The following is a 23,241-nucleotide window of genomic DNA, read 5'->3' as shown; positions in this document are numbered from 1 at the left end:
CTTTAAACCGCTGCAATTTCTTTATATGCAATAATTGGTTTATCTCTTCCTTCTATATTTATAATTTCACAATCTACGTTATAAACTTCTTTCATCATTTTAGAAGTTATTACATCTGTTGGTTTTCCCTCATCATACTTCTTACCATCCTTTAAAACTATTATTCTATCACTAACCTCTAAAGCATGTGATAAGTCGTGTAATACCATAACAACTCCAATACCATGCTCTTTATTCAGTCTTTTTACTAAATTCATAGTTTCTAATTGATGAGAAATATCTAAATAAGTTGTAGGCTCATCTAAAAATAGTATCTCTGGATTTTGAGCTAATACTGTAGCTATCCATACTCTTTGTGATTCCCCACCTGATATTTCATTAATAGACTTCTTTTTTAAATGACTTATATTAGTACATTCCATTGCCCAATTAACAATTGGATCATCATAATCATTTTTAGCATCATACCATTTTTTATGTGGCATCCTACCATAGCTTACAAGCTCTTCAACCTTAAAATCTGGTGGAGCTGAATGTCTTTGAGGAAGAACTGCTATCATTTTAGATAGCTCTTTCCCTTTATAAGATTCAAGATTTCTATTATTTATATGAACAGTTCCTCTATCATATTTTAATAATCTAGTTATAGATTTTAAAAATGTAGATTTTCCTGATCCGTTAGGACCTATAATAGTTGTGATAACTCCTTTATATAATGATGTGTCTATTCCCTTTACAGCCTTATATTCCCCATATTTAACCTCTATATCTCTACAATTAATTTCCACTTATTTTCCCCTTCTTTCTAAGCATGTATAAGAAAAATGGTCCCCCTACCATAGACATAATGGTTCCTACTGGAATATCCATTCCTGGTACTAATGTACGACCTACAGTATCAGCAAAAAGTAATACTACAGCTCCTAATAGCATACTGGTTGGAATCATAATTTTATAATCTGAACCTACTATCATCCTTGCAATATGTGGCACAACAAGTCCTACAAATCCAATCATTCCTGCAACACTTACTGTAGCTGCTGCTAAAAATGCTGAAACAGCAGATAAGAATATTCTACTTAGATTTACGTTAATCCCCAGATTTTTTGCCATTTCATCCCCAAGCTGTAATGCATTAGCACTTTTTATACATATTATAGCTAACAATAACCCTATGATTACATAAATGACTAGAGTTTTAACGTCACTCCATGAACGACCAGATAAACTTCCATTCATAAATCCTAAAACCCCTTGTAAATTATCTGAATATAACATTTGTAAAAATCCATTATATCCTCCTAACACAGAGTTTATGGCTACCCCTGAAAGAATTATCCTTACAGGGTCTATTCCACCTTTCCAGGCTAATAAATATATTAGTCCACAAGCTAATGCAGCTCCTCCAAAAGCAAATATCGGAACTGCCGTTGTCATATGTGGAAATAATAGTAATATAGTAGTTGCAGCTGTACCTGCTCCAGCTGATACACCAATTGTTCCTGGATCAGCTAAAGGATTTCTCATAACAGCTTGCAATAACGCCCCAGCAACTGATAATGCTGCACCTATTAAAATAGCTGAAATTATACGCGGCAATCTTAAATTATATATTATAATCTTAATAGGATTACTTTCTTCAGTTAATAAATTAGTGATTATATCACTTAAAGAATATCTTGCACTTCCTATAGATATAGAAATAAGAGCTAATGCACATAATATGCAGCTAAGAATTAATATAACTGAAGTAACCTTTATTATAGATTTTGCTTTTTTCTTCATCTATTACTCCTACTTCTTTATTTAATTAATTATTAATTTCTAGCTTTTCATAAACAAAATCTATAAGATCTGATATTTGCTTTACTACACCTATCCCTGTACTTGGCATATAGCTTGATGGTAAATAAATAACCTTATTATTCTTTATTGCTTCAAAACTTCCCCAATATTCACTATTTTCAGCAAATGCCGCTTCAAAAACTGCTTTATTATCTTCTTCTGACATACTGCTTCCTATTGCTAATATAACGTCTGGATTGTATCCAAGAGTAGTCTCCTGATCAAGAGGAACCATTCCAGCTTGTTCATTCTCATATACATTAGTTAGACCTATCATATCTGCCATAGACCCAGCAGTACCACTTTTTGATTGTATATATTCAGTTGTAGCAATTATCATAACTGTTTTTCCTTCTAATGCTTTCTTACTTTCCTCCATCTTTTTATCTAAATCATCAAATGATTGTAATACCTTCTTTGCATTTTCTGAGTCCTTCCCAAAAGCATTTATAATTACTTCTGCTTCTTGAACTACAGATTCATATGTTGCTGAATGTCCACTATTTGTATAATAAACTGGAATATTTGATGATTCTAAAGCATCTCCATATTGTTCTTTAGATGAAGATGGAATTATAACTAAATCTGGATTAAGAGCAACAACTGTTTCTATATTAAAATCATCAGACATAAGTGATTGTAATTTTTCTCCAGTATAATCACTAGGCGTTTCAAAAACTGTTGATGTTGGAATTCCAACAAGTGATGCACCTACTTCAAATAATAAAGGTGTTGTTGATGTTGATACACAAACTACTCTCTCTGGTTTACTTTCTAATACTACATCCTCTGTAAAACCTTGTTGTTTCATTATTTCTGTATACTCTAATCTAAATTCTTTCTCTACACTATCTTCAGAAGCTACTACTTCAGAATCGTTAGCTCCTGCTACTCCTGTACTTTTTGCTGAGCAACCTGCAAGCATCCCTATCATTAAAATTGTTGAAATACCCATTACTAATACTCTTGTTTTTTTACTTATCATAATATAAATCCCCCTATTTTCATAACCTTTAATTTTACGCAATAATTTTATTTGCTAATTCTATATATACTTCTTTCATTTCTGATTCTTCTAAAAACTCAAATACTGTTCCTCCAGCATTTTCTGCAAGCTGAATTTCTCCACTTCTTGGTATTACGTGAACTATTTTTGTCTTTATTTCTTCTACTGCTTGTTCCACAATACTAATTTCATTTTCTATATTTTTCGAATTTAATATTAATCCTTTTAATTCTGCATATCCTCTACTTCTGAAATTTTTAATAGCTGAGCTAATATTTGATGCAGCATATAGAGACATCATTTCACCAGATGATACAATATATACTTCCTCTGCATATCCTCCTCTTATAGGCATTGCAAAACCACCGCATACTACATCTCCAAGAACATCATATAAGACAATATCTGGCTTATATGTTTCAAAAGCTTCTAATTCTTCTAACTTTTCAAAAGCTGATATAATCCCTCTTCCAGCACATCCTATTCCTGGTGTAGGACCTCCAGACTCTACACATAACACTCCGTTATAACCTGAAAAAACTATATCCTCTAATGATAAGTTATCTCCCTTTTCCTTAAGTTGCTCTAAAACAGTTGGAATTCTTTTCCCACCCATAAGATTTTTAGTTGAATCAGCTTTAGGATCACATCCTATTTGCATAACTTTTAGACCTAATTGAGATAATGCTGCTGATAAATTAGATGTTGTAGTTGATTTTCCAATACCACCTTTTCCATATATAGCAATCTTACGAATTTTTTTATCTTCCACAATTACTCCCCCTAAACTATTGTTAATCTTTCTTTAAATAATATAGATGCACTTAATATTTCAGCTTCATTAGGATGAAGCTTAGCAATTTTATATCTTCTTAATTTTTCATCTGTTATAGCATGATAATTATTAGAATCTAACTTTTTGAAAGCCTCAATTAAATTAGAATCAACCGCTCCCTGACAAATATATTTTCCTATTATTTCATTATTTTCTTTTAAAAGATCTTCTCCTTTAACTAAACTATTGAATCCATGATTTGAATCTGGATATGCACCTAATGTAGCAAATATACCCACTTTTTTATTTTTAATCCTTTTCATAAATTCTTTAGTCTCCTTATTAGGACCACCCTTATCTACCCAATATCCAATTAATATAGCATCATAATCTTCTATACATTTAACCTCATCAACAGGCTTTATTGATACATTAAGACCGCATTCTTCATATATATTATTGTAAATACCCATAGCTAATTTTTTAGTGTTTCCTGTTTTACTTGAATAAGCAATTAAAATATTCATATTCTCCCCTTCTTAATTGATAATGATTATCATTTTTACTTTATAATTGTATCATGGTATAATTAGGTAGTCTTTAACTATATTCTCTTGTTTTTTAATTATTTTACACTTTTTTTAAATCAAATTTTAAGGTAAGGGGAATTTTATGGAAAAAAATACAATAAATCATCTTCATATTTGCTCATTAGTATACTGTGGAAATACCAACCTAGCACTTAAACTATTTGATAAAAATTTAAAAAGTCTTATAGAAACTACCGGTTTTAAGCATTGTGATACCTTTATTTCATCTCTTAACTTTAGTATTTATAATTATATTCTTGTTAAAGAGGGAATTTCTTTACACAAATGTTGTTTTAAAAATACTAAAGAAAATTTTGATAGTTGTAATCTATCTTCTTTATTACTCACTGGCCATAAAATAATAAATTCTTATAGCTATTGTAAAGATTATTTAGGTGAAAAGTATCCTCATCCTGAAATTAGAAAAGCTATTTATTATATTCATAAACATATAGATGAAAATATTTCTTTAAATGATATTTGCTCTATTGTAAATATGAATAAAACTTATTTTTGTAGAGTTTTTAAAAATTATACAAATTGTACTTTTAGCGAATATGTAAATTTAAGAAAAATAACTGCTGCAAAACATCTATTATTAGACCCACAATTTTCTTTAGTTGAAGTTTCATTATGTTGTGGCTTTAATAATTACTCATACTTTTGTCGACTATTTAAAAAGGTTATTGGTATAACCCCATTAGAATATAAAAATATGAAAAATAAAACTAAAATTCTAGATATAAAAAACTGATAAATTAAAAATGAGCTGTAATTTATCATATCTACAGCTCATTTTTAATACTAAAATTCTAAGTTTTCTCCATTGCTTTCTATAACTTTTTTATACCAATAAAAAGATTTTTTCTTTTTTCTTTCCAATGTTCCATGTCCATCATTATCTTTATCTACATATATAAATCCATATCTCTTCTTCATTTCTCCACTTGATGCACTTACTAAATCAATACATCCCCATGTAGTATATCCTATAATTTCTACACCATCCTTATCAATTGCATCTCCCATAGCTTCTATATGCTCTTTTAAATACTCTATACGATAGTCATCATTTATTTCTCCATTTTCATCAACAGTGTCAACTGCTCCTAATCCATTTTCAACAACAAATAATGGCTTTTCATATCTTTCATATAAAGCATTTAATGTAGTACGGAATCCTAAAGTATCTATTTGCCATCCCCACTCACTAGTTTTTAGGTATGGATTTTTTAATGTTGGAAATGCATTACCTTCTGTAAATTTATTTACCTCTGGATCGGCACTTACCAATCCTGTTCCATAATATGATAATGATATAAAGTCTACAGTATTTTCTCTTAATATATCTTTATCATGGACCTCCATAATAGGCATTATTCCCTTACGTTCCATTTCTTTAAGTGCATAGTTTGGATAATATCCTCTTGATTGAACATCTATGAAGAAATATCCCTCTCTCTCAGATTTGTATGCCTCCCACACATCCTTAGGATCACATGTATTTGGATATACGCTTCCTGCTGCAAGCATACACCCAACTTTGTTATTCTTATCAACTTCATGTGCTATTTTAGTTGCTATAGCACTTGCAACAAGCTCATGATGAATAGCTTGATATTTATCCTTTTCAAAATTTCTACCTTCTTCTTCATAAAGCCCTGCTCCCATAAATGGAAGATGTAAAATCATATTAATTTCATTAAATGTAAGCCAATGAGTTACTAATCCTTTGTATCTATTAAATATAACATTACATAGATTTTCATAAAAGCCTATCATTTTTCTATTTTTCCAACCACCATACTTCTTTATTAAATGTATTGGACAATCAAAATGTGTAATTGTTACTAATGGTTCTATTCCATATTTATGACATTCTTTAAATATCTCTTCATAAAACCTTAATCCCTCTTCATTTGGTAATTCTTCATCACCCATAGGAAAAATACGTGTCCAGCTAAGGCTCATACGAAATACTTTAAAGCCCATTTCAGCAAATAAAGCTATATCTTCTTTGAATCTATGATACATATCAATACTTTCTTTAGCTGGGTAATAATGCTCATTATCAAAGTCTAACATTTTCATTTTTCCAGCCATAACTGCATAGCGATCCTCTCCATATGGAATAACATCTACATTTGCTAAACCTCTACCACCTTCATTATATCCACCTTCACATTGGTTTGCAGCTGTAGCTCCCCCCCATAAAAACCCTTTCGGAAATCTTGTATTACTCATAGCTAAACTCTCTCCTTTTTAATAATAGTAAGTAAATCATCATTATTATTTTCACTTAATCCAACTTCAACAATTTCAAAGTAATCATCATAGTTAGTAACAACAACAGGAGTAATAGTTGGATATCCAGCTTCTTCAATTTCTTTAATATCAAATTTAAGTAATTCATCACCTATATTAACTGAATCTCCTACCTTAACTTTAGGTTCAAAATATTTTCCTTCTAATTGAACTGTATCCATTCCAACATGAATTAATATTTCAACTCCACTTTCACTAGTTATTCCAATTGCATGATACGTTGGAAATACTGTTGCAATTGTTCCTTTTACAGGTGACTTAAGAATCCCTTTATCAGGCTTAATAGCTAATCCTTTTCCTATTATCCCTGTTGAAAATGCATCATCTGGAACCTCTGATAATGGAAGTATTTCACCTTCCATAGGTATTTTTATACTTTCTTTTTCTGAAGAAAAAACTTTAATTTCACTTTCATTAGACTCACTCTTCTTTTGATTATCTTCTGTTACTTCTTCCTTATCTTTAAATAAAGTTATTGTTAAAACAAATCCAAGTACCATAGCTATTACAGCACCAATTACACCAACAATAACATTATCCATACTACCTGTAGCTGGGTCAATCATAGCTGGGAACTCAAATATTCCTAATCCACCCATTATGAACTCTCTTAAATTTGCGAAGCCAAAAAATGCTCCTGCAACTGCTGATGAAATACAGCTTATTATAAAAGGCTTCTTTAATGGAAGTACTATACCATAAATTGCTGGTTCAGTAACTCCAAATATACCTGAAACTGCTGCTGGTAAACATAATTCTTTTAACTTCTTATCCTTAGTCTTAATTAGAATTGCTATTACAACTGCAGTAGTTGCAAAGGTTGTACCAAAGAATGGCATCATAACATTGTCATAACCTAATGTTGAAACATTATTTATATAAACAGGAATAAGCCCCCAATGAATACCAAAAATAACAAGTATTTGCCAAAAACCTCCTACTATAGCACCTGATAACATTGGTGATAAATCACGAACATATAATATAGCATTAGTTACTAATGTAGATGCATAAGTCGCAATTGGCCCAATTACTATAAATCCAATAATTAATGAAAATAATATTGTAAGCATTGGTTCTCCAAAAAATCTTATCATTTCTGGAACCACTTTTCTAAATAACTTTTGTAATTTTGATGCTAGATAGCATATTAAAATTACAGGAATTACAGTTGATGTATAGTCTATTGAAATAATAGGAATATTAAAAAACTCCATGTATACTGGTGATGCAAACATTGTACCATCAAATAATGTATACAATGGTTGTAATGTTGCTGATAAATTACTTTTCTGAACAGCAGGGTAACAAAGTGCAAGACCTATTATTAATCCAACGAATGGTTTTAAATCAAACTTCTTTGCAGCTGTATATCCTAAAACAACTGGTAGATACATAAACATAGCATCTGCTATTGCATTTAATATTTCATATGTCCCAGTTCCTGACATAATCCATCCCATAGAACTACACATTGCAAGAAGTCCTTTAATTATACCAACAGCAGTCATTACTCCTAAAAGCGGCTGAAAAATTCCTGAAATAACATCAATAGCTCTATTTAACAAATTAGTGTTTTTCTTTTCTGATTCATCATTCCTAGACTCCATTGATATGCCTGCTAATTTGCATATATCCTCAAAAACTAAACCAACATGATTTCCGATAACAACTTGATATTGCCCGGCTGATTTCAACACGGTTACAACTCCATCCATCTTCTTAATCACTTCATCATTTGCTTTTGATTCATCTTTTAAATAAAAACGTAATCTAGTTACACAATGTGTTAAGCTACTGATATTCTCCTTTCCGCCTATATTTTTAATAATTTCCTTTGCTAATGGTTCATATTTTCCCATTTTTAATACCTCCAATAATTCATTTATTTAATATGAAATCTGAAGGTTTGGCCAACTAAATGTCACCATCCATTTTAAATTTATATATATTTAATTAGCTTGTTTACTCATAATTTTTGCAATATGAATTGTTAAATATACTTTTTCTTCATTTAAAATTACATATTTATATTTTTTATTAATAAACTCACTAATTCTTTCAACACATTTATATGCTTCTGCATATTTGACCTTTATTATTTCTAATAAATTATCATCATTTTCATCTTCATATGTTTTTCCACTTATAAGTCTTTGTGCAAAGTACTTTATATGTGTTACAAATCTATAGTAGTATCCAGATTCTTCGTCAATACCTGTTTTTAGGCAATACTTCACTATATTCACTACTTCTTGCATAATTTTAGTTATATCATAAATATTCTCCGAACACTCATTAGTTAAACTATTTACAATATGAATTGCAATAAAGCCTGCCTCATCTTCTGGTAATGAAACATTTAATTTTCTTTCTATTATCTTTAATGCTTCTAATCCAATATTAAATTCTTCACGATAAAATCTTTTAATATCCCATAATAAAACATTTTTCATATTTATTCCATCAAGATGTCTTTCTACAGCAGTTTGTATGTGATCACTTAATGGTATAATAACATTTTCATTCAATTTTTTATCTAGCTTTTCTGTTGCATATTTTATAATTTCATCAGCAATTTCTATATATTCAAGAGATAATTCCTTTAATATATCAGTAAATTTATTAGATGAATTTTTGTCTGTTAAAGTAAAAACCTTATCTATAATATTATCATCTATATAATCCCCAATCTTTTTCTTATATGCAATTCCTTTACCCATAACTATTTGTTCTTCATCATTTTTTCCCAAAATTACAACAACATTATTATTAAGTATTTTATGAATTAACAAATAATCACCTCTTTCTTTTTTAACATAAAAAATCCTACACAAAATAATCATAATATATCAATGTAAAAAATAACATAATATACCATAATTAAATTTGTGTAGGTTTAGCTTGAATGCACAATCACTATCCCATGTACACTAATATTCATTTCTATAATTTAATATTATCATAAATTTCATGTTATTGCAAATGTTTACTTTGTAAAATTTTAATATTTTTTCATATATTTCATATAAACATTACCAATAAATCTGTCAAATTATTTTTCAAATATTTCTTTATATCTTTCCAACCCTCTTATAGCATCAAGTTCTTCATCTTCCTTCATATACTCTTCAAAGAAATCATTTAACTCTATTGATTTAATAACATCTTCCAATGCTAACTCTAACTTATTTATACCTACATAAAAGCAAGCTCTATTATAATATAAAAACCCTTCATCTTCATTTTCTAAGATACCTTCATTTATTATTTCAATGGCTCTATAGTAATCTTCTTTTTCTCTATACATTACTGCATAATTTAAATAACTATATGGATAATAAGGATTTTCTTCTATTGATTTCTTATAATACTCTTCTGATAACTCTAAGTTACCTAACTTTTTATTAAATACTCCCATATTAAATAGTATTCTAAAATGATTTTTATCTATTTCAAGTGCTTTTTCCATATATTCTAAAGCTAATTTAGTATCTCCTAATTCATCATAAATACATCCTAAATTAGCATTTGCCCATAAATCCTTTGAATTTAGCTTTAATACCTCTTTATAATTTTTTATTGCCTCTTCTTTATTCCCTAATTCATCATAAGCATTAGCTAGAAAGAAGTATGCTTTTTCATATTTTTCATCATATTTTATAGCTTTCTTATAATACTCAATAGCTTCTTCATATAATTCATCATCATCATAAATTATACCTAATCCATAATAGGCTATAGCATTAGTTTCATCTAATTCTAATACTCTTCTATACATTTTTTCAGCCAAATCAAAATGTGCTATTTTATCATAAAGAAATGCTAAATCTAATATTAAATCTATGTCATCTTTTCCTTCCGGACAATTATATGCCTTCTTAAAAAACTTTAGAGCTTTTAAATAGTTCTTTTCAGTCATAAAGTTACGTCCTATAGATATATAGTTATCAAACATGTATGTCTTTTCCAAAGTAAATCCTCCAAATTAAATAAGATTGCACCTTATTTGGTACAATCTTATTTTTACACTAATTTCATTATATCTAATTTATATTATATTAAATTACTGTTGCTCCATCAACAGAATTGCCTTTATCATATTAAAAAATTGGCTCTTGATTATTCATTGAATATCCGTCATTTCTAACATCTTTCATATCCACTATAGTATCTTTTACTTCAACTTTGCTAAGCTTTTTAACTACACCATAAGGTTCCTTTAATGAAAGCTTATCTCCTCTTCCTGAAATAACCCATAAAACTTTATATCCTCTAGGTTTAACTTGTAATTTATCTTCACCCTTACCATCAGTAAAATAAACTAGTAAATTAATATTTTTACTGTTAGCATATTCAAAAACAGGTGTAAATCTAGTTCCTCCACCAGAAGAACATCTTTCTTTTATATCATTCATATTTTTTGCTTTATATGCACGTTTAACTTCTTTATCACATTCTATTATAGTTATTTCATGATTATAATTTTTTACTATAGCCAGAACTTCCTTAATAGCTTGCTTAAATTCCTCATCACTAATGCTTCCACTTATATCAATAGCAACTGCTATTTCTGCCTTATGATTTCTAAGTTCACCTCTTAAATCTAATCTATTAGGCTGCCTTCTATTTCTTCTTGTTATAGTTTTTTTCTTATTACTTTCTACAGTACCCATTAATCTCTTAAGATATAAATTCCAAGGAAGTTCTCCTTTACTTTTTCTTAAGGCAGATATCATTCCTTCTAAATGAAGAGGAATTGTCCCCTTTTCAGCATTACTTATGAACTTCTCAGTAAAATCCTTAAGCATTTTTTCATCTACGGCTTCATTTTCATCCCATAAATCATGAGTTTTCTCTGGATCAAATCCACTATCAGTATCTTCTCCCCAGCTATCATCTTCCTCACCTTCATCATCCTCTTCAAGCACATTTAATACATTTTGAATATTTTCTGCATAATATTCAAAGGTATTATAAGGCTCAAGATTTAACTCATACTTTAAATTTATTCCTTTTAAAGTAATTGCATATGGTGGTAAATTATTAAGATATTGATTTACTACTATATCCATAGCTAAGTTAATAGCAAGTGTACTAAACTTACCTTTTAATTCTTTAGCTCTTATTAAGTGCATAGATAATACATGATGAATTTCATGCTTAATAGTACTTTCCATTTGTTTTATATTAAGCTGTAAAAATATTATCGGATTAAAATATATAACATATTTAGCACCTTTGAAATTTATACCAGTAGGAGTACTTATATCAAAGCGTATTTCTCTTCCCATTTGAAATAAGAAATAGCCATAGAAATTATCCTTTTCTTCCATAAGACTTAAGTTTACTTTATCTATGAGTTTAAAAAATTCCTCTTCAAAATCTTTAGGAATATCCACATCAAACTTTTCACCAGCACGTAATGCCTTAAACATAGCTGAACTATTTACTATTTTATCAGCCTTTATATAAAGTTCCTTTTTTAACTTTTCAAAATAACTTTCCATATGCTATCCCCTTATTGCACTATAAGCTTCAAAATAACTTTCTACAAACTCTTCATTTTCTAAAGCTCTTTTGTAACTTTCAGGATAACTGCTTTTTATATCCTTCATAATTCCTACCATTAAATCTACAGGATACGCCTTTAAAAACTCAATGAATCTATTAATATGATAAGCATCTTGGTCATTACTATTTTTTATGTTTTCTTCTAAGCTCTTTAAGATATTCATTGCACTTAAATAAAGTCTAGTATGACTTTCACTTTTAACTTTATTTATAACTTCTTCACTTAGAGTATCACCTTGAAAAACTTCATCAAAAGATATTAAAGGACTATGGTCTGATTCAACAAAATTTATAAATTCTTCTGCTATAACCTTTCCAACATTACCTTTTATAACATTTAAAAATACTGCTCTAGGTATAGAATCTCTCTTATCTTTATAAACCTTAAAAGCCTTAGATACTCTTTCATAACTTCTTGGTGTTGCTCTTACATCATCTTCATTTATCTTATGTAAGTATTCTGGGAAAACTCCAATAAACTCTATTACCTTTTGCTCAATTCCAGCTTCCATTGCCCATTTTAACCAAGCTTTATGATCACTTTCCATATTAAGCCATACAAATCTATTTTCTTGGGCTGCATCCATATCAACTACTTGATAATCAAAATCTGAACCATATTTTCCTGATGGATTCATTGCTGCTAATATATTTACATCATCATGCAATTTATATCCATTAATTTCTCTATTTAATATTAAGTTCATAAGTTCTTGTTGTACTGTATGCTCACAACGATTTATTTCATCTATAAATAAAAGTACTTTATTCCCCTTAGCTATTTCTTCATCAATTTCTCTAAGCTTTGTATGTACAGCATATATTGTTGTCTTCTTTTCAATCTTATTCCCAGTAGAATCCATAGACATATATGATTCTACTGTAGGTAATCCCCCTATTTCACCTTCTTTAAGAAGATTTCCATCAATAACTATTAAACTCCAATTATTTTCCTTTGCTAATTTATTAGCTAAAGCTGTTTTTCCTATCCCACTTTCACCAACTATTAAAGGAACCTCTTCAGTTGCTAATACTAACTCCACACTTCTTAATGTATCTATAAAATTCATTTTACCTTCCCCCTATATCATCTTTAGTTTTTCATCCACTGCAATTTTTTTTGCTTTCTTACTTCCATATTTATAAATAAACATAATCTTATCAATAGCTATAACATCACTTTCTTTATCAATAATGCTACAGTTTAAGAAATCTCTCACATACTTTTCTTCTACATCATCTTTTGATAATACCTCTATTAATACCCCATTTATTTCATCTTGAGATATTTCATTTAACATACTTTTAGTAACATATCTAATTACTAAAATATTAACCTTTAAAAAACTTAATAATTTATCTTTATCTAAATTGTTTATAAACTTTACAGCTGCTTCATTATTCTTAATAGCTGCAACTTCAGCTTTATAGCATGGCGTATTAATATATCTTAATGCATCATAACTTATATTCACAGCAGCTTCCTGTACACTTTCATAAGGCTCTTTAATATATTTAATTGAATCGTAATCTTTTCTTACAGCTAATAATTGTAACTCTTCATTAGGATTTTTAGCATATCTAATAGCCCATCCTCTTTGTTCTATAGCTAATTTAATTACTTCATTACTAGGATTTTTAATATAATTTAAATTACTCCATCCATTCTTTATAGCCTCTACCATCATTTCCTCTGTAGGATTATCTATAAACTCAATAGCCCTAGGATTACTCTTCATAGCTAACTCTTGCATTTCTATAGTTGGATTTTTTATATATCTTAATAAAAGTCCATCTTTTTCTATAGCTATTTTTTTCATTTCCTCTGTAGGATTACTTATATTTTTTATAATAATTGGATTTATCTTTATCATTTCAATTACTTTTGCATCATCCATAAAATTTCCTCTATCTCTATTATTAATTTTAATTTTTATTTAATAATAATTATTACCTATATTTATTATAATACTTTTTTAAAATTTTTAAAGTAGATAAATATAGTAGGATTTATTATTTTTTTTAATTATATCTATAATAACCTCTTATGCTTATTCTTTTTTATTATATTTATAAATATTAAAATACCTATCAAAACACTATAGTACTTGATAGGCATTTTATAACTTCATTATTAAATTATTTTATAAAATTATAGTTCTTTTGCAATCTTATTTATCTTATCTTTTAATCCCAATAAATTATTTCTAATTTCAGTAAAGTCACCGCTTATTAATTTTTTATTTTTAACAACTACCTTTCCATCAACAATTACGGTATCAATATTACTAGCATTTGCAGAATAAACTATCGCTGCATAATAATCATATATCGGTTGCATATTCACAGATTTAGTTTCTATTAAAGCCAAATCTGCTTTCTTTCCAACTTCAATTGATCCTACTTCCTTATCTAATCCTAATACTTTTGCTCCACCTATAGTTGCCATCTCAACTAACTCTATTGATGGTAATATTGTTCTATCATTATTAAATAATTTATGAATCTTTCCTACTTGAACCATTTGTCCAATTACATCTAAAGTATTTCCACTCATAGGTCCATCAGTACCAAGACCTATATTAATTCCTTCTTCTTTCATCTTAATTATAGGTGCAACCCCTTTTGCTCCTTTTGCATTAGCTCCTATATTATGAGATACCCCTACCCCTTTATCTTTTAATATTTTTATATCCTCATCATTTACTAATACTGTATGAGCTGATATAAAATTAGAGTCTAGTATACCCAACTTATTTAAATATTGAACAGGTGTCATGCCATGTTTTTCTATACATTCTTTAAACTCATAGTCCATTTCAGCAACATGCATTGTCATTGGAACATTATATTTTTTACTTATTTCATAAGCCTCTTTTAATGATTCATCACTATTAGTATAAGGTGCATGCGGTGCTATTCCAGGAATTATAAGACTATCATTTTTCCACTTTTCAATAAACTTTCTTGAATAATCTAATCCTCCAAAAGGCTCCTTAGCATCGGGAGCTGAAAAATTCACTATTGTTTCACATAATACTCCTCTCATATTAAGCTCTTTAGAAGCCTTAGCAACTTCATCTTCAAAATAATACATGTCACAAAAAGTAGTTACACCACCTAATAGCATTTCTGCTATAGCATATTTAGCTCCAATATAAGTTAAATTTTCATCTACTAATTTTTGCTCTAAAGGAAATAAATATCTCTTTAATCTATCTTTATAATCATCAGCTAAACTTCTAAAGGGAACCATTGATGCATGAGTATGACAATTTATCATTCCAGGCATTAATATTCCTTCTTCACCATCTATAATCTCAACTTCATAATTATCTTTATTTATAAAATTTTCTTTTCCCTTATTATCACCAACATAAATTATTTTGTTTTCTTCAAACACTACTACTCCATTTTCTATGATATCTCTATTTTCATTCATAGTAATAACTGTAGTATTTTCAACTATAGTAATCTTTTTTTTCATTTTAAATCCTCCAACCTGCAGTAAAAGACTATGCACATACATAGTCTCTTCTACTTATTTAAATAGTGATACCACTTTACACTTTTTAACATCAATAAGCCCTTTATCCGTAATTTTTATAGCTGGACTTACTGGTAAAGATAAGGTGCTAAATGACATTATTTCATTCATATGATTATAACCTAATTCCTTCATAGCACTTCTAACTTTACCTAATTTTTCTCCTACAACTTCAATTGGTTCATCACTAACTATTCCACCTATAGGTAACTCTAATTTTGCTAATACATTATTATCCTTTACAACAATATATCCTCCATTAAAGTCTATTAATTTATTAACAGCTAAAACCATATCTTCAACATTTCTTCCCATAACCATAACATTATGATTATCATGAGCCCAAGTTGTAGCTACTGCTCCTTCTTTAATAATCTCTCCTTGTACTAATCCAAAAGCTACATTATTATTTTTTCCGTATCTCTCAAAAACAGCAATTAAAGCACAGTTACTATTTTCCCATTTTAAAAGGTTATTTTCTACATCCAAAGAAACTTCCCCTTCTTCCGTAAATGTAGTATTCTTCATAATATTCATAGTTCTACAAGTAACTTTATTATTATATTTTTGTGGTACCCTAACTAATAAATTTTCATTAGTAATTTGATTTAACTTTATGCTATTATAAAATTTCTTATGAAAATTACTTTTTTTCATAAAATACTTTTCTTTTAAGCCGTTACATCTATTAAATACAACTTCTCCATTTTTATACACTTCATAAATATCAAAGTTTTTTATATCATCAAGTAAAATAAAATCTGCTATTTTTCCTGGAGCTATTGTTCCTCTATCAAAAAGCCTCATTCTTTTAGCCGGAGTATAAGTAGCTACATATATTGCATTTTCTATAGACATACCTAAATTTACAGCTTCTTTTACTAATTCATTAAGGTGTCCTTTAGTTAATTTATCAGCCATAACATCATCTGTAGCTAAAGCAAAATGTTCATATAAATTATTTTCTACTAAAAATTTAATATTTTCTATAGTCATTGATTTATGTTGCATTTCAATAAACATGCCATTTTTGATTTTTTCTTCAAGAGAGGCTACTGACTGTTGTGTATGATCTCCATCAACACCTCTGTAAATATAAAATGATAAGTCAACTCCATCTATTTTAGGGCAATGCCCTTCTAATGGAATTTTCTTATCTTTACTAACATTAATAATATTATTTATAGCTGAATTTTCATCTTCTATTAAGTCTTTAAAGTTCATTACTTCCCCAAGACAAAGTATATTTTCATAAGATAATAATTCTTTTACTTCATTAACAGTTATTTCTCCTCCAGTAGTCTCTAAATGATTACTAGTTGAAGGTACAGAACTTGGTATACCATAAAAAATATCAAGCTTTTCTTTAGACTTAATAAATTCCTTTATTCCTTCAATCCCAAAAACATTTGCAATTTCATGAGGGTCAGCTACAACTGTAGTGACCCCCTGTTTTATTGCTGCTTTAGAAAACTCACTTGGTATTGTCATTGAGCTTTCTATATGCATGTGTATATCTATTAATCCTGGAATCATGTACTTATTATTTCCGTCTATAATATTTTTAGAGCTTAATCTATCCTCATAATTATTTCCTATATGAATAAATTTCCCATCATTTATTACAACGTCACCTTGTATAAACTTTTTAAAATAACTGTTATATACTTTTAAGTTTTTAATAATTAATTGTACTTCCATTTTTATACCCATAATACTAGTTCATTATTCTGTTCCAAGTATTAACCCATTCATCCATTAATGTATTAACAAATTTAAAATCAATTATTTTAGCATTATCAACTACTGAACCATATGTTAAATTTGTAGCTTCTTCCTCTGTTAATTCAACGTCAGTATTAACTGGTGATTCACTTAAAGCCTTAGCAGTTCTTTCTTGAACTTCTTCACTTAATGCATAGTTAATAAATTCATAAGCTAACTCTTTGTTTTTTGAATTTTTGTTTATATTAATTGTATTAAAGTTTAAGTAAGTTCCTGATTCTGGCACTACATAAGTTACTTCTGGTTTTGCTTTTGCAATATTTCCATAAGCGAAATCTGCTGCTATTGCTGCCACTATTTCACCACTTGCAAACATATTTGCTAAATCTGAAGACTTGCTATAAGTTTTAACAATATTAGGTTTCAAAGCTTCTAATTCTTTAAATGCAGCTTCTCCATTGTCTGTTTGTACATCAACACCAGCTTTTTCTGCTGCTATTTCAACTATTGCAGGTCCATTAGTAGTTGTTATATCTGGAATAGCTATTTTATTAGCTAATTCAGGCTTCCATAAATCTTCCCATGAATTAATCTCTATTCCTGCAGATGGATCTACAACTATTCCAATACTATTTAATGTATAAGCTGGACCAAATCCTCTTTCTACAGTAGTTTGCGCTTTACTATTAAGCTTTTCAGCATTAGGAATCTTTGAATAATCTAACTCTTCAAATATTCCAGCCTCTATTCCTTGTTCTGCAAAAGATTCTGCTAAATAAGTTATATCTATTTGAGAGTTTGGATTGTTTTTCATTTTAGTTAATCTCTCAGAGTTATTTCCCACTTCTAAAACAATTTCTACTCCATATTCTTCTTCAAAAGGTTCAAATACTGTCTCTTTTAAAACATCTTCATTTAATCCCCAAGTTGAAATTACAAGTTTTTTATTTGATGATTCTCCTTCTGCACTTCCACATCCTACTAATGCTGTTGCAGATAGAACTCCTGCTAATAATACTGATAAAATTCTCTTTTTCATAAGTAAACTCCTTAATATAAATATTTTTATAATATTACAATTTTATTTGATGGTAATTGAAGTTTTATTTTCTCACCTTTCTCATATACAACATTATTTTCACTATTTACAATAATGTTACCCATAGCTGTTTTCACATCATATTGATAAGCTTTCCCTAAGAAAGTTCTTATCTCTATAGTACCTTCTACTGTATTTTCCAAATCATCTTCAACTATCTTTATATCATCTGGTCTTATAGTTCCTTTTGCCTTAGAATTTTCCTTTGCTCTTGTAACCTTTAATTTAATTCCACCTTCATTTTCATAAGTATCTTCAGATATCTTATTTAATTCAAAGAAATTTTCAAATCCTACAAATCTTGCAACAAACTCTGTTGCTGGATTTGAGTATATATTTTCTGGAGTATCAAATTGCTCTATCACTCCTTTATTAAGTACCGCTACTCTATCAGAAATTGAAAAACATTCTTCTTGATCGTGAGTAACAAATAATGTTGTTATTCCTAGTTTTTGTTGAAGCTTTCTTATTTCAACTCTCATTTTTAATCTTAATTTAGCATCAAGATTACTTAATGGCTCATCTAAAAGTAAAAGGCTTGGTTCAATAACTAAAGCTCTTGCTATAGCTACTCTTTGTCTTTGTCCACCAGATAACTCCTTAGGATATCTCTTAGCTAAATGACTCATATCAACCGTTTCTAATATTTCTGCTACTTTTGTTTTTATCTCTTCTTTAGGCATCTTTTTCATCTTTAATCCAAAGGCCACATTTTCTTCTACAGTTAAGTGCGGGAATAAGGCATAACTTTGAAACACTAATCCAAAATTTCTATTATGTACAGGTATTTTGGTATAATCTTTATCACCTAATAAAAATTTACCTGCTGTTGGCTCTATAAACCCTGCTACAACTCTTAAAGTAGTAGTTTTTCCACAACCACTTGGTCCAAGTAGAGAAACTAACTCTCCTTTTTTAACCTTTAAATTTAAATTTTCTAATATATTATTTTTCTTATCATATGAAACATTTATATTTTGTAAATTTATTAAATCCATCTTTATTGTCCTCCAACTAATTATTTAGTTCTAACTTTATCCTGCAAAATTATTAAGACCTAATGTTTTTTCTAATATGTACATAATTCCAATAGTTAATATCATTAATATTACTGACAATGCTGATACTGTTGGGTCATAATTATATTCAACATAATTCATCATTGTTATAGGTAATGTACTTACCCCTGGTCCAGTTAAGAACATAGATACTGGAACATTATTAAATGAATTTATAAATGCTAACATAAAAGCTGCCATTACACCTGATGTTATGTTAGGTAATACTACCTTAAAGAATGTTAATGACTTTTTACATCCTAAACTCATAGCTGCTTCTTCTATAGAATAATCAAACCCTTCTAAACTCGATCCTACAACTCTTATAATGTAAGGAATAATTACTACTGTATGTCCAATAAATAAACTCATATATACTGAAAGACTTAATTTTACTAATAAGAATTGGAAAAGCGAAAAACCTACTACTATTCCAGGTACTATTAATGGTGAAAAGAAGAAGCTTTTAACAAGAGCTTTTCCTTTAAAGTTAAATCTACTTAATCCATAGGCTGCTGGCATACCTATTATTAATGCTGCTAATGTAGCTATTCCAGATATTATAAAGCTTGTCCCCATACTCTTTATAAATGATTGTGATTCAAAAACTGTAATAAACCACTTTAAAGAAAATCCTTTTGGTGGAAATGCTATATAATTTTCTGTTCCTATACTTGTCATTGCAATAATAACTAATGGTGCAAATAAGAATATATATGTCAATATAACAAACACTGTTAAAACTTTATTTTTTTTCATCTTATGAAACACCTCTCTTATCTAATCTTGATGCTAGGAAATTGATTCCTTTTATCACTATTAAAGTTACTATAATCATTATAGTTGCTACTACTGCAGCACCTTGCCAATCTCCTAATGTCATAGTTTTTTGATATATTAATGTTGCTAAAACTGTATTTTTATTTCCTCCTAATAATTGTGGAGTTGTGTATGCAGTTAAAGAACCTGTAAATACTAAAACCGTTCCAACTATTAATCCTGGTAAACTTAAAGGAAACACAACCTTAAAGAATGACTTTAATTTATTTGCTCCTAGGCTTTCTGCTGCCTCTAATAAATCATTATCTATATTTTCCATAACACCTACTAATGAAATAATCATTAAAGGTAAGAATATATATACAGTACCAACTATAATTGCTCCTTCTGTGTATAAAAGAGATAATGGTTCATTTATTATATTTAATTTCATAAGTAAATTATTTATTATTCCATTTTTTCCTAATATACTCATCCAAGCAAATGAACGCACAACTGAATTTGTTAATATAGGAAACACTGTTAATGCAATAAATAATCCTCTTATTTTTTTAGATACCCTTGATATATAGTAAGATACTGGCACCCCTATAATCATACAGATTACTGATGATATTACTGATATTTTGATTGTTCTCAAAAATATAGACATCATATATGAGTCTGTAAAAAATTCCTTATATGCACTAAACATCCCATCTTTTGTGTTTGTAAAGGTAGGAATTATTATCTCTACTAATGGAACTATCATAAAATAAGCTACCAATACTATACAGGGAATAAATAGTAAATAACGTCCTTTTCTTTTCATACTTTTCCTCCATCTTAAATAATTTATGTTCGACTTATTTTAACTTTATTCTTTATATTTCACTTTTATTCTATTCCCCGTTACGAATATTGTCAATGTTTTTGTTATTATTTTTCGTAATATTTAACTTAACTTCTTTCAAATACGAAAAATAAGAGATTAAATTCAATAATTATACTCAATTTCTTATTCAACTGTTATAGATTTTAACTCTTATGTAAAAACAAAAAAACTCTCTATGTATTGTAACTTAATCAATACGTAGAGAGTTTTTATTTAAACCACGCTTCTATAGACTTCATACAATTTATCCCAAGTTAATTTTCCTACTATCCCATCATCTACTAACCCTGCCCATCTTTGAAATATCATTACAGCTTCTCTAGTTCTATCTCCAAATATTCCATCAACAGTAACTGCTGGAATAAATGGATATTTTGAATTAATTGCATCTAACCAAGTTTGAATAAGCCTTACTGATTCACCCTTCTTTCCCTTCTTTAGCACATACCCTGGATATTTAATTAATTTCCCTGAAGAATCTAGTATATAAGGTTCTAAAGTTTTATAAACTTCTATCAGCTTACTCCATGTTTTAGGTCCAATAATCCCATCCACAGTTAAATTAAATTGCCTTTGGAATGATCTTACTGACTCCTCTGTTTCATTATCATATTTTCCAGTAATTTTTACCGGTAATATTTCATCATAAAAAGCTCCTATAACAGCTAATAAGTATTGTGCAATCTTTACGTTTTCTCCTTCAGCACCTAATCTTATTGTTTCTGTTGGCGCAGTTTCAGGTAAAGGTAACTTTTCTCCCTCTGAATTAAGTTCTGCTAGTTTTTTTACACCTACATAAATTTGTGATATCTTATACCATGTTTGTTTTCCTACTATTCCATCTTGAGTTAAATTAAAAATCTTTTGAAAGGTTTTTACAGCATTTTTAGTTGCCTCATTAAACTCTCCATTTACATTTGTTATTTCAGGAATTTCAGGATAATTTTTTCTTATTCTATTTAGTTGCATTTGAATTGTTTTAACATCCTCACCACTATCACCTACTCTTAGTGCCTTACCAGGATAGGATTGTATGGTGCCATATTCATAATTAGCTGTTCTTAATTCAATATTATTACCATAATACACCTGTAATATTTTAAATGCATCATATCCTTGATCTGCATAACTTACTGTTCCCCATTGAGATAATCCATCACAAGTAACAGTTGTCCCATTACAATATTGAGCCAATAATGGTTCTTTAAATTGAATTCTAGATATATATTCGTTGAATATATCATCTACAACTTCACTTATAGTATCATAAATATTTCTTCCATTTACAAAATAATGGTCATAAGCTGTTGAATTTGTAATATCAAAATCATATCCTCTACTTCTATACCATTCAGTGTATATTCTATTTAAAGTAAATGAAATTTGAGCATAAATGTTACTTTCTAATGCCGCTCTTGGCCATGTTGGATATATTTCACTTGATGCAACATTTTTTAAATAATCAGTAAATAATACAGTCACATTTTGTGCACTTGAATTTGGAGAACCTAAATGAACAGTTATATATTCAGGTATAACAACTTCCTTTAGTATTTTTGCACCTTTTTCATTACTAGCTTCCATTGCAATATTTTTAACCCCTATTTTTTCTTCAGCTATTACTTCTTCACTTGCAATTAACCCATTTGGTGGTATATCTATAATATCAATTGCATTTAATCCCCTTGCTTTTGGAGTCATCTGAACTTTTTGAATAGATGTTATACCAGCAAAAATAGGGATATTTTTTATATATTTATTTTGTAGTGTATTACTAATAATAATAGCATCATAAGTTTTATATGGCTTGATAGATGCATCAGGTTCTTCTGATAAATATCTCTCATAGGTATATAAACTCACAGGTTTACTTTTACCATTACTATCTACCTTTAAAACCTTATTACTAAAAATATCTGCCGTATCTGTATTCAAAATAATTATTTCAGCATCAGTAACTGGTAACGCCTCTTCCCCCACATATAAAATAAATTCTAATTTTCCAAAACTCATTTTACCACCTTAATTTAATACTTCGTTATT

At 28.7% G+C, this 23,241-nt stretch carries 20 protein-coding genes; 1 reads left to right on the top strand and 19 read right to left on the bottom strand.

Translation table 11 applies throughout. The annotated features are described in order from the left end of the window. Positions 1–2 precede the first annotated feature (2 nt). Genes EJJ37_RS01750 through EJJ37_RS01730 form a run of 5 tightly spaced genes read right to left on the bottom strand, consistent with a single transcriptional unit; the run spans position 3 to position 4,153 of the window. Positions 3–788 (bottom strand): ABC transporter ATP-binding protein, encoded by a 786-nt coding sequence (locus EJJ37_RS01750; RefSeq protein ID WP_133013875.1) that lies wholly within the window; start codon positions 786–788, stop codon positions 3–5. Beyond that, positions 778–1,785 (bottom strand): FecCD family ABC transporter permease, encoded by a 1,008-nt coding sequence (locus EJJ37_RS01745; RefSeq protein WP_133013874.1) that lies wholly within the window; start codon positions 1,783–1,785, stop codon positions 778–780. Before EJJ37_RS01745 ends, EJJ37_RS01750 begins: the two co-directional genes overlap by 11 nt. Positions 1,786–1,810: 25 nt before the next feature. Next, positions 1,811–2,830: an ABC transporter substrate-binding protein gene (locus EJJ37_RS01740; protein ID WP_133013873.1), complete on the bottom strand. Its 1,020-nt coding sequence runs from the start codon at positions 2,828–2,830 to the stop codon at positions 1,811–1,813. A 34-nt stretch (positions 2,831–2,864) separates the two neighbouring features. Next, on the bottom strand, positions 2,865–3,608 hold the full coding sequence (locus EJJ37_RS01735; protein WP_133013981.1) for a nucleotide-binding protein: 744 nt from the start codon (positions 3,606–3,608) through the stop codon (positions 2,865–2,867). Between the two features lie 26 nt (positions 3,609–3,634). Continuing rightward, positions 3,635–4,153 (bottom strand): flavodoxin family protein, encoded by a 519-nt coding sequence (locus EJJ37_RS01730; RefSeq protein WP_133013872.1) that lies wholly within the window; start codon positions 4,151–4,153, stop codon positions 3,635–3,637. 145 nt (positions 4,154–4,298) lie between these two features. Here EJJ37_RS01730 and EJJ37_RS01725 point away from each other — a divergent pair, with 145 nt between their 5' ends. Then, positions 4,299–4,970, top strand: coding sequence for a helix-turn-helix domain-containing protein (locus tag EJJ37_RS01725; RefSeq protein ID WP_133013871.1), 672 nt, complete (start codon positions 4,299–4,301; stop codon positions 4,968–4,970). Positions 4,971–5,020: 50 nt separating this feature from the next. Here the strand turns inward: EJJ37_RS01725 and EJJ37_RS01720 are convergent, their stop codons facing one another. The 14 genes from EJJ37_RS01720 to EJJ37_RS01655 form a co-directional block, all read right to left on the bottom strand. Next, the gene (locus EJJ37_RS01720) at positions 5,021–6,460 is read right to left on the bottom strand and encodes a 6-phospho-beta-glucosidase (RefSeq protein WP_133013870.1); all 1,440 of its coding nucleotides are present in this window, start codon (positions 6,458–6,460) and stop codon (positions 5,021–5,023) included. Between the two features lie 2 nt (positions 6,461–6,462). Beyond that, a complete protein-coding gene (locus EJJ37_RS01715) occupies positions 6,463–8,403 on the bottom strand; it encodes a beta-glucoside-specific PTS transporter subunit IIABC (RefSeq protein WP_133013869.1) in 1,941 nt (646 codons plus the stop codon). A 90-nt stretch (positions 8,404–8,493) separates the two neighbouring features. After that, entirely contained in the window at positions 8,494–9,336 is an 843-nt protein-coding gene (licT, locus tag EJJ37_RS01710) for a BglG family transcription antiterminator LicT (protein WP_133013868.1), read from the bottom strand. A gap of 260 nt (positions 9,337–9,596) precedes the next feature. Continuing rightward, complete coding sequence (locus EJJ37_RS01705) at positions 9,597–10,499, bottom strand: tetratricopeptide repeat protein (RefSeq protein WP_133013980.1); 903 nt, start codon at positions 10,497–10,499, stop codon at positions 9,597–9,599. A 145-nt stretch (positions 10,500–10,644) separates the two neighbouring features. Next, entirely contained in the window at positions 10,645–12,051 is a 1,407-nt protein-coding gene (locus EJJ37_RS01700; protein WP_133013867.1) for a vWA domain-containing protein, read from the bottom strand. A 3-nt stretch (positions 12,052–12,054) separates the two neighbouring features. Then, positions 12,055–13,185, bottom strand: coding sequence for an ATP-binding protein (locus EJJ37_RS01695; RefSeq protein ID WP_133013866.1), 1,131 nt, complete (start codon positions 13,183–13,185; stop codon positions 12,055–12,057). 12 nt (positions 13,186–13,197) lie between these two features. Continuing rightward, the gene (locus EJJ37_RS01690) at positions 13,198–14,013 is read right to left on the bottom strand and encodes a hypothetical protein (RefSeq protein ID WP_133013865.1); all 816 of its coding nucleotides are present in this window, start codon (positions 14,011–14,013) and stop codon (positions 13,198–13,200) included. Positions 14,014–14,267: 254 nt separating this feature from the next. After that, positions 14,268–15,602 carry an amidohydrolase gene (locus EJJ37_RS01685; protein WP_133013864.1) on the bottom strand — a complete coding sequence of 445 codons (1,335 nt, stop codon included), beginning with the start codon at positions 15,600–15,602 and terminating at the stop codon, positions 14,268–14,270. A gap of 54 nt (positions 15,603–15,656) precedes the next feature. Next, on the bottom strand, positions 15,657–17,363 hold the full coding sequence (locus EJJ37_RS01680; protein ID WP_133013863.1) for an adenine deaminase C-terminal domain-containing protein: 1,707 nt from the start codon (positions 17,361–17,363) through the stop codon (positions 15,657–15,659). Between the two features lie 16 nt (positions 17,364–17,379). After that, positions 17,380–18,426, bottom strand: coding sequence for an ABC transporter substrate-binding protein (locus EJJ37_RS01675; protein ID WP_133013862.1), 1,047 nt, complete (start codon positions 18,424–18,426; stop codon positions 17,380–17,382). A gap of 26 nt (positions 18,427–18,452) precedes the next feature. Next, positions 18,453–19,484, bottom strand: coding sequence for an ABC transporter ATP-binding protein (locus EJJ37_RS01670; protein WP_133013861.1), 1,032 nt, complete (start codon positions 19,482–19,484; stop codon positions 18,453–18,455). Between the two features lie 36 nt (positions 19,485–19,520). Then, positions 19,521–20,303 carry an ABC transporter permease gene (locus EJJ37_RS01665; protein WP_133013860.1) on the bottom strand — a complete coding sequence of 261 codons (783 nt, stop codon included), beginning with the start codon at positions 20,301–20,303 and terminating at the stop codon, positions 19,521–19,523. Between the two features lies 1 nt (position 20,304). Next, the gene (locus EJJ37_RS01660; protein WP_133013859.1) at positions 20,305–21,135 is read right to left on the bottom strand and encodes an ABC transporter permease; all 831 of its coding nucleotides are present in this window, start codon (positions 21,133–21,135) and stop codon (positions 20,305–20,307) included. 276 nt (positions 21,136–21,411) lie between these two features. Next, positions 21,412–23,211, bottom strand: coding sequence for a peptidoglycan-binding protein (locus EJJ37_RS01655; protein WP_243124822.1), 1,800 nt, complete (start codon positions 23,209–23,211; stop codon positions 21,412–21,414). Positions 23,212–23,241 lie beyond the last annotated feature (30 nt).

It is taken from the genome of Clostridium cuniculi, assembly GCF_004353185.1.
GTDB classification, from domain to species: Bacteria; Bacillota; Clostridia; order Clostridiales; family Clostridiaceae; genus Clostridium; species Clostridium cuniculi.
Note: the sequence above shows the minus strand (reverse complement) of the source record. Positions and strands in the feature narration are given on the sequence as shown.